This is a genomic window from Ruminiclostridium papyrosolvens C7 (assembly GCF_000421965.1).
In the GTDB taxonomy this organism is placed as follows: Bacteria; Bacillota; Clostridia; order Acetivibrionales; family DSM-1351; genus Ruminiclostridium; species Ruminiclostridium papyrosolvens_A.
Genome location: NZ_ATAY01000093.1, coordinates 59,514 through 72,841, shown reverse-complemented (window position 1 = coordinate 72,841; position 13,328 = coordinate 59,514). Strand labels below are relative to the sequence as shown.

16 protein-coding genes are annotated in these 13,328 nt (G+C 33.7%); 2 read left to right on the top strand and 14 right to left on the bottom strand.

The features are described 5' to 3' along the window. Positions 1 to 6: 6 nt before the first annotated feature. Both L323_RS38460 and L323_RS38455 read right to left on the bottom strand, forming a co-directional pair. Positions 7 to 732 (bottom strand): hypothetical protein, encoded by a 726-nt coding sequence (locus L323_RS38460; RefSeq protein WP_020816997.1) that lies wholly within the window; start codon positions 730 to 732, stop codon positions 7 to 9. A 56-nt stretch (positions 733 to 788) separates the two neighbouring features. Then, positions 789 to 1,205 (bottom strand): secondary thiamine-phosphate synthase enzyme YjbQ, encoded by a 417-nt coding sequence (locus L323_RS38455; RefSeq protein WP_020816996.1) that lies wholly within the window; start codon positions 1,203 to 1,205, stop codon positions 789 to 791. A gap of 143 nt (positions 1,206 to 1,348) precedes the next feature. On the opposite strand from L323_RS38455, the gene L323_RS38450 reads away from it, so the two are divergent. Continuing rightward, a complete protein-coding gene (locus L323_RS38450; protein ID WP_020816995.1) occupies positions 1,349 to 1,762 on the top strand; it encodes an EamA family transporter in 414 nt (137 codons plus the stop codon). An 87-nt stretch (positions 1,763 to 1,849) separates the two neighbouring features. Then, positions 1,850 to 2,719, top strand: coding sequence for a patatin-like phospholipase family protein (locus L323_RS38445; RefSeq protein WP_020816994.1), 870 nt, complete (start codon positions 1,850 to 1,852; stop codon positions 2,717 to 2,719). Here the strand turns inward: L323_RS38445 and L323_RS38440 are convergent. Genes L323_RS38440 through L323_RS41820 form a run of 12 tightly spaced genes read right to left on the bottom strand, consistent with a single transcriptional unit; the run spans position 2,714 to position 13,304 of the window. Next, positions 2,714 to 3,217 (bottom strand): A24 family peptidase, encoded by a 504-nt coding sequence (locus L323_RS38440; RefSeq protein ID WP_020816993.1) that lies wholly within the window; start codon positions 3,215 to 3,217, stop codon positions 2,714 to 2,716. The genes L323_RS38445 and L323_RS38440 overlap by 6 nt on opposite strands. Before the next feature lie 35 nt (positions 3,218 to 3,252). Continuing rightward, positions 3,253 to 4,641, bottom strand: a complete 1,389-nt coding sequence (locus tag L323_RS38435; RefSeq protein WP_031342489.1) for a DUF6382 domain-containing protein — start codon at positions 4,639 to 4,641, stop codon at positions 3,253 to 3,255. A 45-nt stretch (positions 4,642 to 4,686) separates the two neighbouring features. Next, on the bottom strand, positions 4,687 to 5,232 hold the full coding sequence (locus tag L323_RS38430) for a prepilin peptidase (protein ID WP_020816991.1): 546 nt from the start codon (positions 5,230 to 5,232) through the stop codon (positions 4,687 to 4,689). Further along, positions 5,216 to 6,262, bottom strand: coding sequence for a pilus biosynthesis protein TadE (locus L323_RS38425; RefSeq protein ID WP_020816990.1), 1,047 nt, complete (start codon positions 6,260 to 6,262; stop codon positions 5,216 to 5,218). Before L323_RS38425 ends, L323_RS38430 begins: the two co-directional genes overlap by 17 nt. Positions 6,263 to 6,291: 29 nt before the next feature. Continuing rightward, on the bottom strand, positions 6,292 to 8,439 hold the full coding sequence (locus tag L323_RS38420; protein ID WP_020816989.1) for a DUF5702 domain-containing protein: 2,148 nt from the start codon (positions 8,437 to 8,439) through the stop codon (positions 6,292 to 6,294). A gap of 10 nt (positions 8,440 to 8,449) precedes the next feature. Beyond that, positions 8,450 to 9,046 (bottom strand): TadE/TadG family type IV pilus assembly protein, encoded by a 597-nt coding sequence (locus tag L323_RS38415; RefSeq protein WP_020816988.1) that lies wholly within the window; start codon positions 9,044 to 9,046, stop codon positions 8,450 to 8,452. Between the two features lie 10 nt (positions 9,047 to 9,056). Then, on the bottom strand, positions 9,057 to 9,266 hold the full coding sequence (locus L323_RS38410; protein ID WP_020816987.1) for a Flp1 family type IVb pilin: 210 nt from the start codon (positions 9,264 to 9,266) through the stop codon (positions 9,057 to 9,059). Between the two features lie 42 nt (positions 9,267 to 9,308). Then, the gene (locus L323_RS38405) at positions 9,309 to 10,193 is read right to left on the bottom strand and encodes a type II secretion system F family protein (protein ID WP_020816986.1); all 885 of its coding nucleotides are present in this window, start codon (positions 10,191 to 10,193) and stop codon (positions 9,309 to 9,311) included. A gap of 6 nt (positions 10,194 to 10,199) precedes the next feature. Then, positions 10,200 to 10,943 carry a type II secretion system F family protein gene (locus tag L323_RS38400; protein WP_020816985.1) on the bottom strand — a complete coding sequence of 248 codons (744 nt, stop codon included), beginning with the start codon at positions 10,941 to 10,943 and terminating at the stop codon, positions 10,200 to 10,202. An 11-nt stretch (positions 10,944 to 10,954) separates the two neighbouring features. After that, positions 10,955 to 12,190 carry a CpaF family protein gene (locus tag L323_RS38395; protein WP_020816984.1) on the bottom strand — a complete coding sequence of 412 codons (1,236 nt, stop codon included), beginning with the start codon at positions 12,188 to 12,190 and terminating at the stop codon, positions 10,955 to 10,957. Beyond that, a complete protein-coding gene (locus tag L323_RS38390; protein WP_242835335.1) occupies positions 12,187 to 12,936 on the bottom strand; it encodes a hypothetical protein in 750 nt (249 codons plus the stop codon). The genes L323_RS38395 and L323_RS38390 overlap by 4 nt, the downstream gene beginning before the upstream one ends. Further along, positions 12,903 to 13,304 (bottom strand): hypothetical protein, encoded by a 402-nt coding sequence (locus L323_RS41820; RefSeq protein WP_242835334.1) that lies wholly within the window; start codon positions 13,302 to 13,304, stop codon positions 12,903 to 12,905. The genes L323_RS38390 and L323_RS41820 overlap by 34 nt, the downstream gene beginning before the upstream one ends. Positions 13,305 to 13,328: the final 24 nt, after the last annotated feature.

Below are 13,328 nucleotides of genomic sequence, written 5' to 3'. Positions count from 1 at the left end.
GAATTGTCATTCATATTCTGGTAGTTTCTCATTTTTCCTAAGCAGTTCAAGAATACTGTCATATAGGAGAAAGAACGTGGATAAGCTTAACAAAAGACTGTTTAAAAACGTAAAATCCTGTTCTTTTAAATGGTTGAAAAAGCTGTAGGTTGTTATTCCTGCGTTATCAATACGGCTTTGCATAGTTATACCGAAAAAATCCGGATGACAGTATTCTGATAAGTAATTATAATTCTCTCTGAATTCCTTTTTTTCACTATTTCTTGTTTTGCTGATATACTCATCAGCAGCATCTATTAGTGTCATTACGTTTACAGGTGCAGGAGTATTTTCAGACAGTTCCTCTGTTTTAGTACCCAGTATTAACCTTTGAAGAGCTTCATTGAGAATTTGGTAGGATATAATATTATTATAATAATTGTGAAGTTTCTTCAAGAAAAAAGCCAAAGCCCCGGTTACTTCCAAATGTGCTCTGGCGGAAAGCATTGCCAGCAGCCCATTTTTTGCATTAAGTGCGGTTATTACACCTTCAGCCAGTAATTTCGACCTGCACAATGCCATCTGAATATAATGCATACTGTTTCTTCCCAGAAGTTTTTCAGTATTTTCAGGCATTGGATACATCTTGTAAATGAATCTTGATGAATATTCGGAAAAGCGATCTTCCAACTCCTGCATTTCTCTTTCAATTCCGCATTGTGTAAGAAGTTCTTTAATTTCTTGATTTAACATTAGTTTACCTCTTTTTAATTAAACATATATATAAAAATGTCCCATTCAAATGCTTTTTATTCCCCGATAATTTTCACAAGTACTCTTTTTTCTCTCTTACCGTCATACTCGCCATAAAAGATCTGTTCCCAGGTTCCAAAATCCAATTTGCCGTTAGTAATTGCTATAACCGCTTCCCTGCCCATTATTTGCCTCTTTAAATGTGCGTCGGCATTGTCCTCATAGCCGTTATGATTGTATTGACTATAGGGCTTTTCAGGTGCCAGTTTTTCAAGCCATTTATCAAAATCCGCATGAAGCCCCTCTTCATCATCATTTATAAATACACTTGCAGTTATATTCATTGCGTTAACCAAAACCATACCCTCTTTAATGCCGCTTTCGTCAATACACTGCTGAACCTGCTGTGTAATATTAATATAAGCTCTTCTGCGCGGTAAATTAAAAAACAACTCTTTTCTGAAAGATTTCATACTAAAAACCTCCAATAAAATAATTATAACCTTTTACTAAACCTATCTTTTTATACAAACTTATTCTATATTTATTATATCAGTTATTATTTTTAAAGTACATTTTGGGAGGTGCATGACTTACGGTTAAAGGAGGTAAAAACATGTGGTTTGCATTTGCTCTTTTATCAGCATTCTTTGCTGCACTTACATCTATTCTAGCTAAAATAGGTATAACAGGAATAAACTCTAATCTTGCTACTGCTATTAGAACTATAGTTGTATTGGTTGTTGCTTGGGGTATGGTATTTGTAACGGGCTCGCACCACGGTATTACAAATATTAGCACAAAAAGCTGGCTGTTTCTTGTTTTATCCGGAATAGCCACCGGCCTTTCCTGGCTGTTTTATTATTATGCACTGCAAATCGGTGAAGCTTCAAAAGTAGTCCCTGTTGACAAATTCAGTGTGGTCATAAGTATAGTGCTTGCATTTGTTATTTTGCACGAAGCCGTAACAGTTAAAACTGTTTTGGGAGGAATTTTTATAACACTCGGTACATTTATTATGATTTTATAAAAATATAAATTTGCTGCATTGAATCAAACAGGGAAAAGAGATATAATTCTTTAAAAAGCATGGAAATATAAGGAGTGTAATGCATTAATGAATAGAGTGAATTTAATCCTTGAAGGTGGCGGTATGCGTGGGTTGTATACAGCGGGTGTTTTGGACTGCTTTCTTGACCATAAAATGTTTTTTCAGGACATCGTAGGAGTATCGGCAGGAGCCTGCAATTCCGTTTCCTACATTACAGGACAGCGTGGCAGAAATCTTGAGATTAATGCAGGGTATTGCAACGATAATCGTTATGTCAGTATTAGGGGGCTTTTTACAAGAGGTTCTATTTTTAATATGGATTTTCTTTTTGATGATATTCCTAACAAGCTTATTCCCTTTGATTACGATAAATTTAAAAGCTCCGATTGCAGATTAACAGTTGTGGCTACCGATTGTGAAACAGGTAAGAGTTACTATGCTTCCGTTAAAGATATGAGAGTTGATGACGTTTATGTAAGAGCTTCAAGTTCAATTCCTTTGGTTTCCCCAATAGTTGAAGTTGCGGGAAGAAAACTGGTTGACGGGGGCCCTTCTGACTCAATTCCTATTCACTACTCTGTCAATAACGGATTTGACAAACACGTTGTTATTCTTACACGACATAGGGGCTATGAGAAAAAACCAAATAAATTGTATTCCCTGTGTAAGCCAAAGCTAAAAAATTACCCTAATCTTTTAGAAGCAATTAAAAACAGGCATATTCACTATAATGAGAGCGTAAAGTTGGCTGAAAAATTGGAAAAAGAAAATAAAGCTGTCATTATCAGGCCCAAGAGACCAATTGAAATCTCAAGGTTTGAAAAAAATGCTGAAAATCTTAAAAAGCTCTATGCTGAAGGGTATAAAGATGCCGAAGAAAAATACTCCGAATTAATTCATCTTTGTGGGGACTGCAGTAATTTCTCCTCATTATAAAGTTAATAGTATATGAAATATGCAACCCGCTGCAATTGCAGGAGACATTCTGACAAATGTACGGGTTGTTTTATTTTCAAAACCAGAAAGACTCCGTGACATAAGACATAGTTTAATTTCCTTTATAAATGGAACAAATGTGCTTAAAACCTTCTTTTTTATACATAACCTAACCAATGAATATAAACCGCAAATCAGAAAAGAGTACGCTGCTGCCATAATTACAAAGTCTATGCCAAAAACAGCTCCAATGCTGGAGTAAAGCTTTATATCCCCTGCCCCTATGAGCCTTGCACAAAAGAATATTCCTAATATCAATACAGGAAGAATACTACCTTTTATACTTTCCTTGAAACCATATATACCTGAAAAGTAAGTATTAACCGCAAATCCGGCAATTATAGCTGATACTGTATATGTATTTCTGATTTTTGATGTTCTTAGGTCACTTAATACGCAAAGTAGTAAAATTATAAAAAGAATTATGTACTTAATCATGTAATACCCATTTCTTTAATATTTATTTTATAGTACTAAGACGGAATTATAAAAGTAAATTCTTTGTTTGCAAATCGTATAATATCATTATTGTTAACTTTTACTTTTGTATTAGGCTTAATTCTATCGTCATTCAAATAAGTTCCATTTCTCGAACTACAATCCATAATAAAGTATGAATCGTCTTCGTTTAAAATTTCTGCATGAACCTTGCCCACAGCATTATTATCTATTATATGGTCTACAAAGCTTCCCATCCTGCCTACTAAAATGCTATTTTTGTCAACTTTTATAATGTTCTCCCCATCCCTTTCTTGCAAGTATGGCTTGGCTTGAGGCTGGCTTTGAGGAAGAATAACCGTTTCTCCACCATGGTAGCTCTCTTTTTCAATATGTATTTCTTCAAGCTTTTTATTATCCTTATCTGTAATTGTCTGTTTAGCAATTGCATAACTGTTTTCACGCATTTTTTCTGTAATGTATTTTAGAGGTTTATAGCTTTCAGAACTTTCCGCTTTCTTTTCATTCAAAATTCTTATTGCTAGGATATCTATTCCAATAAAAATTAATGACAAAATTATTGCAGTGGTTTTAGGGTTCTCTGACATTCTTACGAATTTACTTGTTAAAATTGTAATGAGAATAACTAAAACAACAGGTTGAACAATTATTTGGGTAAGACTTATTTTACTGAATACTTTTAAGGAATCTTTAGATTTTGTGTTTACATTTATGTAGGAACATTCTTTTGTCGGTAAATTCGGTATTTTGACCTCACCTCTTTTAGTTGGAGGTTTTGGCTTTTCTGTTGCCGTCTTTTCTGCAATACCAGAACTTTCATTGGGTTTATTTCTTTTGATATTCTGTCCTAACAAGTTTTCCAATAGTTCTTTCAGACGAATTAGATTAAACATTTCACTTTTTATGTTTTCCAGAATTTTTTGTATATAATTATCACAGTCTTCATCTTGAAATTTGGCTAGTTTTATAATTATATTAAGCAAAAACGTTTTAAGGTCGTTTGTGTTATTTTCGAAAGGTAAATATACAAAAAATAAATTCATTGTTTCTGGGTCTACATAAATGTTATTTTCATCCAAAAGTATGTTATTATCATTTAATAAATAATTCTTAATTCCTATTATACTTTTTGTAATCATTAGCATTGTTATCAAAAATTCGTTGCGGTTATACTTTTTACGGTTCATTATGTTAACAAGAGTGCATTTTGAAGTAATCTCATAAAAACAATTTATCTGATTTCCAACAGAATTTATATGAAAGCCCAGAAGCCCTTGTACATTGTTATTCAGCAACATTTGAACCTGATATTCTATTAATTTTTTATGACTTCTAGGCCTTAAAACCAGATAATTTGACGTTGAATCATTCTCATAATGAATATCGTATTTTTGTTCAAGCATTTCGTTCAATTTACATCACCCCGACAGTTTTTATTTATAAAAATATTATACACAACCGATTAAAATCAACATTACTGTTGCAGCAAGTATAAACGGAGCAAAAGGTATCTCCGTTTTCTTATGAGCTTTCCCACTTACAATAATAATTGCAGAAAATAGCCCCGCTAAAGTTACAGAGGTAAACAATGTGGAAATTAAAGTACTGATTCCGGTATAAAGTCCCGTTACAGTCATGATTGCAACATCTCCACCCCCAACCTGATTTCTGGATATGATAGCCAAAAGCTTCATAAGTATAAATGAAACAATTAAAGCTGCCATTCCTTCCAGAATTCGCCCTGTAAAAGCCATAATACCTACACCCGCGAGAATTGCCGGAACAGTGATCTTTGCCGGGATTGTCATGTTGTTTATATCCCATATGGCTGCCAAAAGCTGAACTATCAACAGTACCTCTATGGCAACTGCCACCTTTGACTTATTCAAAAACCCAACTGTTACAATAGACCCTATTGTCCATACAACTATACAAATTATAGCTGCTGTAAATTTTCTTAATTTTATATTTTTTCTCTCAATTATCCTTTCCATTGTCCACCCCATTTTTTGTATTATTTTGTTTACCATAAGCTTTTACAATTTTTAAACTTATTCCTTTTTCCCTAGCAATATCTATACATTTATTCAGGGTTTGCAGCTGTGCACTCGTAATATCTGTTTCCGGTACAACTAATATCAGCTCTTTCCTATATATTTGGCTGCCGTCAATTGTGACTGAACCGCTCTTCCCACCATTAAACTCTTGAAGTTTTGTGATATACCCTTTTAATTTGTTTTGAAGGTTAATGGTATTATGGTAATATATTTCATCAAGATTAAGGCTTTTAATGCTGGCAGCTGTTCCATTTTCATATTTTGATACTACAGGAAAATTGAAGGGAAGGTTTGCACCCTGAAGTCTGCGTATTTCTCGGCCTCTTTTAATATTTTCCAAATTCCATACACATTGTTCATTATCTTCACTGTCGCCTTTTAATGAATTTACGCCATCTTCCCCAGCCCAAATACAAGCGGATGCAGTCTGAGTTATTTTAATGTCGGGCAGCACTTGTGAAAGAAACGGCAACTCCAACTTATATTCAGCAACAACATCTATGCTTCTACCATCAGCAAGCATTCTGCTGTGAGTAAAGTCAATTCCCTCCAGCCCATCAGGGATGTTTAAATTCTTCAATCTTAAATCTGCTTTATCTGATGAATTACCGAGGTGTTCTCTTACAAGAATTTTTGTAATAGGTACCAGTACGGCCTGCGCCCGGACATAATCAGTCGCATCCTTACCAAATTCTCGGATATACTGTAGTAACCCTGTATTTTCAAGTGCATTGCTTACTTTTTCGGAATTGCAGAATTTTTCTAATCCCCCTACAAGTTCCTCTGCATTTGTACTATAATATATGATACTGTAAACACTCATTTCATCGCAGGCCCCTGTTATGGCGTTATGAATTATCTCATGTGCAAAATATACCTTTATTAAAAAAACAAATGAAATTACAGCAATTATAAAAAATGGCAAACAGATTGCAGCTTCCACTGTAATAGACCCTCTGTCCCGCACTCTTTTCCTCTTCAGACAAAGCCCCTCCTTTAGTACCCAAGGTACATACTTTCATTAATATATGACCGACTAATGTTTCTTCTAGAATCAGCAGTAAACATTGGAAATGAAACAAAGAGATTTTTTATGGAAACCTTGGTATCAGCTTTTAAAAATACTTTGCAATCTTCCAGAAGGAATCCCGGACTTTTAACACTTTTATTTAGCTGGATAAGGTCCTGCACCCTGGTAAGCTTTTTGTCTTTATTCAGAGTCACAAGAAATATTTTTAAATAATCCTGATAACTAAGGCATAAGGTGTCATTGTCAGCTTTATTTGCTTCTTTTTTTACTACAGCTCCTGAAATATCGGTCATCCATTCATCATTTGTCTTAAACAGTGCGACCTTTCCTCCTTTTTCTAGTATGTTAATGTCATACAGCGCTTCGAAGGTAGCCCATGAAAAAATCAGCATTGTTTGAATCAGTGGAGTTGACAGACCGGCGCACCAGACACTTAATGCTGCTGCGAGACTTGTAACCCTTGTAGTTTTTGAACTGTCAGCATATATGTTAAGCACATTTGCAATGAGTCGTATTGCCATTATTTCTGATTTTGTTAGCATTGAATTTACTGCTTCATCCTTATGACCGTTTATTATGTATTCCACCTCAAAGTTTGTAAAAAACGATGTTGTCTTTGATTTATCTTTTGATCTTAAATTGTAAGCATCTTTCTCCGTCTGACCTTTCAAAATGGGTACACCATGCTTAAAGGTTCCCATAATGTATTCGTTAAAGAAAAGTTCTTCTGATATTTTATTAATTATGTTACTTAAAATATTGTCTTTCTCTGCAATATAATCGAAATTATCTACCGCACAGCTTTCATCTTCAAAATCCATACTATCCCAAGTTCGAGCTTCGGTTTCCTCTTGTAAACCGGACTTTTGTGAGGGCAGGTACTCTAGCAGGTTCTGAGGTATTTTTTTAGAATCTCCGTCCGTTTCAAACGTATCCTTTAGCGCTTTTGAGGCTATTTTACGGTTGTCCTTATCATTTGAATAGGAAGCTTGTGTTTTACCAAATGAGTACTTTGAGATATCGGTGGCTGAAAATTTATCAAGTGAATATAGAAATTCTTCTTCTCTATCCGCAGAGTTTAAAACTTTATTGCAATTTTCAATATTCTGATTGAAGCTATCCAGCAGCGTGTCTGAATTGTCTTGTCCCACCAAGCTTTTCATCTCATTCATGCTGTTTTTATAAGAATTCTGAAGCTCAGAGATTCCCTCATAACTTTCTTCCAGTTGTTTCAATTCCCCGTTAATCCTGTCGCAGAGTACTTTCTTCTTATCTGTAATAGCATCAGCTGCGGAAACAGCTTCTGAATTTAGTGTTTTAAACTCATTTATACCCTGAAGAATACTGCCTTTTATATTATTTTTTGTGATATTTATACTTTGGATTTCCTCCCGTCCATTATAGAGTAATTTTCCTATATCCTGTTTTTTCTTTATATCAGTTTCACTATTAAAAGCAATTTCGAGATTTTGTAAACTTTTATTTTTTTCGTTTAGAATTTCATTTTGATTTTTTAAATCATTTTTAAGTATCGATAATTGAGCCGGCAAATTTAATTCATTTATTCTCTTTGTTTTGTTCTCAAGTAAAAGCTGTATTTCTCCTATTTCAGCTGCATGTTTGTCTGTCTGCATTTTCCGACTGTATATATTTGACCCTTTTGAAATGTTCTTGATTCCTTTTACCTTTTCAATAAGTTCTGTTGCCAATTCGTAAGGTGCCCTGTATTTCATAAATTCCATTATCTGTTTATCGAATACATCTTTATTCTCAAGACTGTATGGATTATCAAGCTTAATGTCATCTATACAAAAATCAAACATAGATTTTCCTTCACCTACAATACCAAGGTTTTTTCGGAAATACTCTTCAAAAGTTTCCTGTATTGAGTCCTCATCCAAATAAACTCCAAAAAGTCCATACTCATCTTTTAGTTCATTGTTATAATTTCCGAGTACTGAGGAAAGGGCAGATTTATTTGCCCTTTGCACATGTGAATGAGCAAGCCTGAGTCTGGCTCCATCAGTAAATGTTCCCATAACCAGAAATACAGCAGACAAAACTATGCTTAAAAATACAGTTATTGCACCTTTAGTTTTATGATGTCCCACCATAATTTCTCCTTTATTTTTTCTTCAACAGTTTTTCAATTATGTCTTCCATCTGTGAATCCTCTCCAATCCATTTGTTATCGCTGTTTTGAATACAATTACGCATGTCTTTCACAATATCCATGTTTCTTATAAATTCTGCATTGTCGTCCAGTGGAGAAGTAGCCACAGCCTTAAGACTTAGTACCGGAGACAGACCGAAAATATCAAACATGTTACCCACAGGGAGCGGATATATCTCTTGAATTTCTATTTGAAGATTTTTCATAAGAATTTTGTTATTTGTATTTACAGAGATATTTTTTTCAGTGGGAAGAATAGACTTGTCCAATAATTTATTTACATAATTACTAATCCCGGATATTTTTTCATTTTTATTTGTATCATAAATTCTCCAGTACAGTTCATTTATTTTATATGAACTGTACTTTTCTCCTGTTTGATTAACATAATAGTAAGCCCCTTTGGTCACAGCTTCATCGGCTATGCTTTGTATATTCACATATTGATACATAATTACAAATATGTATACAAATGCAGCCACCATAAGAAAAACTAAAGAAAAAACCAGTGAAGCTTCAACAGTAAAACTGCCTTTAGTATTTTTCATAATGATATACCTAACCTACAAGCTTTATATCAGCACCATTCCTGTTATCCTCAAGCTTGCTTGCATCCGGAAAAAGATTTTTTATTATACCATTTACAAAGGTAATCAGTTGTTTTCTGAAAAGCAAAGCTACACCCACAAGAACAGCGATGATAATAATAACTTCAACCGTTCCCATACCATCTTCTTCTCTTATAAATCTTTTTAATGCTGCAATCATATTATTCCTCCTTATCCGTGAATACGGCTTAAAATTAATTTTCTAAAAATTAGATATTCCCTGCATAGATATTAATGCAGGTGTAATTACAATGATAATTATTGCAAAAAACATAATCATCATGGGAAACAGAAGCTTTGTAGAAGCTTCCTCTCCAAGTCTCCTTACTACATTTTTTCGTAATTCCCAACTTTCATTTGACTGAAGCTTTAATGTCAGTACAAGTTCGTTCCCTCCTTTTTTTGTATTCTGAATAATTGATGACATAACTCTTGATATTTCAGGTGTTTTTAACCTTTTTGCAAATTCTCCGAATGCTTCTGATTCGCTTACACCTGTTTTTAGTTGAGATACTGTTTTCTCCACTTCTTTATAGAAAGCACACTTCTTTTTGCTGTCTAAAGAAATTTTTTCCCAGGCCTTGGACATTGTCAATCCTGCATTAAGTAATAAGGTGAGTTTATTAATAAAATCAGGAAACTCCAACTGTATTTCCAAACGACGTTTTTTAATCCGACTAGTCAGTCTGGTGTCATCCAGAAATATCATTATTCCGAATAATAACGTTGTGTAAATACTAAATACCGCCTGGTAATCAGATAAAATCCCCACAAGTAATTCACCAGGAATAATTAAAGCCATAAGTATAATTTTCTTTGCATGAAATATTCGTATATAAAATGCTGAATATTCCTGTCCGTATATTTCACTAATCCTTCCTATAGTCCTTCTGTCATACGCCGAATTAAAGGAATAACAGAATTTATCCAATATATACAGCCCCAAAGGCAGCAAGCTTTTTAGCGGGTACTCCTTTGAATTTAAAACACCACAGTATTTAGAGTAATCTTGATAGTTTTTAATTAATATAATGAAAAAAGCTATTATGTAAACAATCAATGCAATTCCAGTCAAAATCAATAACATAATACCTCACAATTTTATATTCATTATTTTATTTGAAATCAAATATGCAGTTAACAGAAGAATCAGACACAGTGTTACGGATATCCTGCCTGTAGCAGTGACAAATACCGGCTTTATATATTCTGCTGCAGTTGTTGACAAAATAAACATCATTGCAATTGGCATAACATTTAAAATTTTCTGTTCAAATTTTCTGGATGAAAGTAATGTTTCTATTTCTTGTGTCATCTCAATTTTTTCACTTATTATTCTTGATGAATTTTTAATTGCTTCAACCAGATTTCCACCAGCCCTTTTGCATATTATAATTACATCTGAAAAGTTTTTTATGTCATCTAATTCAGAACGGTCTGCAAAGTCTGAAATTGCATCTTCGATACTTACATTCAGAGATAGCTTATTTATAATTATTTTCGTTTCCCGTACTATATGTGCATCATCACTGGGATATAAAACATAGAGGTCTGAAAGAGCTCCTACAAAAGACTTTTCCAAGGGTTTCCCTGCTGACAAAGAGGATGATAGAGATATGAGCAAATCTTTAAACTGCAAATTAAGTTCTCTTTTTCTTTTATGTATTATCTGTTTTCTTTTGTACTTCAAGTAAAATATACCTAACGGGCTTACTACCATGGAAATGATAATGCTCCTGTAAAACAGGTAAGAAACGGCAAAAGCAACCGCTGCAGCCGATAGTGCATATAATAATTTCATTTGCAACGTAATTGAATACTCGTTATAGTCAACCACTGATATTCCTCCTAAAAACCATCGTAAATCCCCGAATTTATCATTTTATGTTTATTAATTAATGGATTTAATGTTCTTTTCAAGCTTCCTGATACAGTATTAATGGCTTTTTGATCTTTTTGAATTGTTTCTTCAAACATAAAAAGCGGGTTTAGTTTTATTAATCCATTTTCTATTCCTAATACTTCTGAAATCTCCATTGTACGTCTGGAACCATCCCTAAGCCTTGAAAGAAATATAATAATATCTATCGCTGAGGCTATCTGTTTTCTAACAGCCTCCAATGGCAAAGTTGCAGCACTCAGAATCATTGTTTCCAGTCGTGAAAACATATCTTGACTAGAATTTGCATGTCCTGTACTAAGTGATCCGTCATGCCCCGTATTCATAGCAGCCAGCATATCTATTGCTTCCTCACCCCTTACTTCTCCAACGATTATACGATTTGGTCTCATGCGTAAGGCTGTTTTTATAAGATTTTTAATAGTTATTTCTCCTCTTCCCTCTACATTCACATTTCTGGTTTCAAGACTCACAAGATTTGATATATTTGTTATTTGGAGTTCCGCAGAATCTTCTATGGTTATTATTCTTTCATCTTCTGGTATATAGTTTGAAAGTGCATTGAGATAAGTTGTCTTTCCGGAGCCGGTACTACCTGCTACAAAGATATTATATTTTGCCGTTACCAGCATTTTTAGTGCCGCTGCTGCCTGAACGGTCAAAGAGCCTAATTCAACAAGACTTTCCATATCAATTGGTTTCCCGGGGAATTTTCTAATAGTTACAATAGGGCCATTCAATGCAATAGGCGGAAGTACTACATTAAGCCTTGACCCATCCTTTAATCTGGCATCAACAATAGGATTTGATTCGTTTACTGTCCTGTTTGCCGTTGTTACCATTATCTGTATAATATCTTCCAACTTTTGCTGTGATTCAAAGGAAATTTCAAGGCGGCTTATTTTTCCTTTCTTTTCAACAAATATATTGTTAGGGCCGTTTATCATTATTTCTGTTACCTGATTATCATCGAGAATGGGCTGTAATATATCCAGCCTGCGCAGAGAATTAAAAACGGATTCTATTATTTGTTTTTTGTCAACCGTATTCAGAAAAACTTGTTTGGATTTGTCTAATACCGTACGGACTACTAACTCACTAATTTCGTGGTCTGTGAAATTCCTCTTTAAGTCAATTTTTTCATTAATTGAGGCTTTTATTTCATTGATGAGTTCTTGTTTCACACCGTACCCTCCATGTTATGTTTAATATATCTTCCCGCTATGTCTTTGTATGAATTGAGTATCATTTCAGGCTCTCCGTTGAATTTGGAAAGGTTATTTAAAGAAGGGAAATCAGAATCGTAAAGGATTTGGGACATGAGCTCCTGCTCAAAACAGAATTTATCAGACAAGAGAGCCTGTTGAGATACTTTGTTTGCTATATATTTTATTTTATTTTTCAAGGAAGCTTTATTTTGATAGCTCTTTGAAAGTAAATCTATGCTGTCAACAAATAACTTAGTTTTATGTAAACAATTTTCTTCCTTTGTTATAACATACAGAATTTCATCGGACTTTTCAAAAAGCTTCATTGTATTTTCATTAAGTTGTGAATCCATATCTATCATTACAAGGTCATAATATCCACAGTCTTTAATAGCAGAAACAATAAAATCAATATCCTCCGGCAGCATTTCTTTTATGTCAAATACGTTGTTTGTCTGACTAAAATAGTGGACACCTGAATCAATTTCCCTGGAACAGATAACAGGAATTTTTGTTACAAGGTTTTTATCCTTTTCCTTGGCAAAATATATAATATCAGAAAAGGAATACTGAGTATTGTCGTTAAAAAAGATACTGGTTGATTGGAATTGCTCCAAATTCAGGTAAAAAACTGATAGACCGGTGAATGAACATATACTGCTGACTCCTAATGCCAATGAAGTTTTACCTACATTTCCGGCGGCTGAAAAAACCGAAACCACTTTAGTATTCTTCCCCCGGTGTTATATATTTTATTTCCTGTAGTGGTATGTATATTTATTATTTCAAGAGCAATTTGATTAACATCTTTGTATTTGTATATGTAATCAGTCTTAATCGTTGTTTCGGGGTTTTTTAAAGACGATAATAGAATTAAATCAATATTAGTATAGTTTTTTATTTCACAGTAGTATTTCTCTGAAGAAAGTATAACATTGGGGTCAATCTTTTTTATACTATTATTAATGTCATTGAGATCTTTGCAGTAGTATACTGCAAAAGTTTCTGAGTAACTATGAGTAAGAAAATTGCATAAGCTGATTGAATACTCATTGTCCTCATCAATAATTAAGAGTTTTATGAGTGTCATGAAATATCTCCAATAGATTTTAAA

What these genes read in the sequence shown, in the direction of transcription:
- L323_RS38420 (WP_020816989.1), bottom strand. Translation starts at nt 8,439, where the DNA reads ATGGTGGGACATCATAAAACTAAAGGTGCAATAACTGTATTTTTAAGC.
- L323_RS38450 (WP_020816995.1), top strand. Translation starts at nt 1,349, where the DNA reads ATGTGGTTTGCATTTGCTCTTTTATCAGCATTCTTTGCTGCACTTACA.
- L323_RS38460 (WP_020816997.1), bottom strand. Translation starts at nt 732, where the DNA reads ATGTTAAATCAAGAAATTAAAGAACTTCTTACACAATGCGGAATTGAA.
- L323_RS41820 (WP_242835334.1), bottom strand. Translation starts at nt 13,304, where the DNA reads ATGACACTCATAAAACTCTTAATTATTGATGAGGACAATGAGTATTCA.
- L323_RS38440 (WP_020816993.1), bottom strand. Translation starts at nt 3,217, where the DNA reads ATGATTAAGTACATAATTCTTTTTATAATTTTACTACTTTGCGTATTA.
- L323_RS38415 (WP_020816988.1), bottom strand. Translation starts at nt 9,046, where the DNA reads ATGAAAAATACTAAAGGCAGTTTTACTGTTGAAGCTTCACTGGTTTTT.
- L323_RS38410 (WP_020816987.1), bottom strand. Translation starts at nt 9,266, where the DNA reads ATGATTGCAGCATTAAAAAGATTTATAAGAGAAGAAGATGGTATGGGA.
- L323_RS38435 (WP_031342489.1), bottom strand. Translation starts at nt 4,641, where the DNA reads ATGCTTGAACAAAAATACGATATTCATTATGAGAATGATTCAACGTCA.
- L323_RS38455 (WP_020816996.1), bottom strand. Translation starts at nt 1,205, where the DNA reads ATGAAATCTTTCAGAAAAGAGTTGTTTTTTAATTTACCGCGCAGAAGA.
- L323_RS38445 (WP_020816994.1), top strand. Translation starts at nt 1,850, where the DNA reads ATGAATAGAGTGAATTTAATCCTTGAAGGTGGCGGTATGCGTGGGTTG.
- L323_RS38405 (WP_020816986.1), bottom strand. Translation starts at nt 10,193, where the DNA reads ATGTTATTGATTTTGACTGGAATTGCATTGATTGTTTACATAATAGCT.
- L323_RS38430 (WP_020816991.1), bottom strand. Translation starts at nt 5,232, where the DNA reads ATGGAAAGGATAATTGAGAGAAAAAATATAAAATTAAGAAAATTTACA.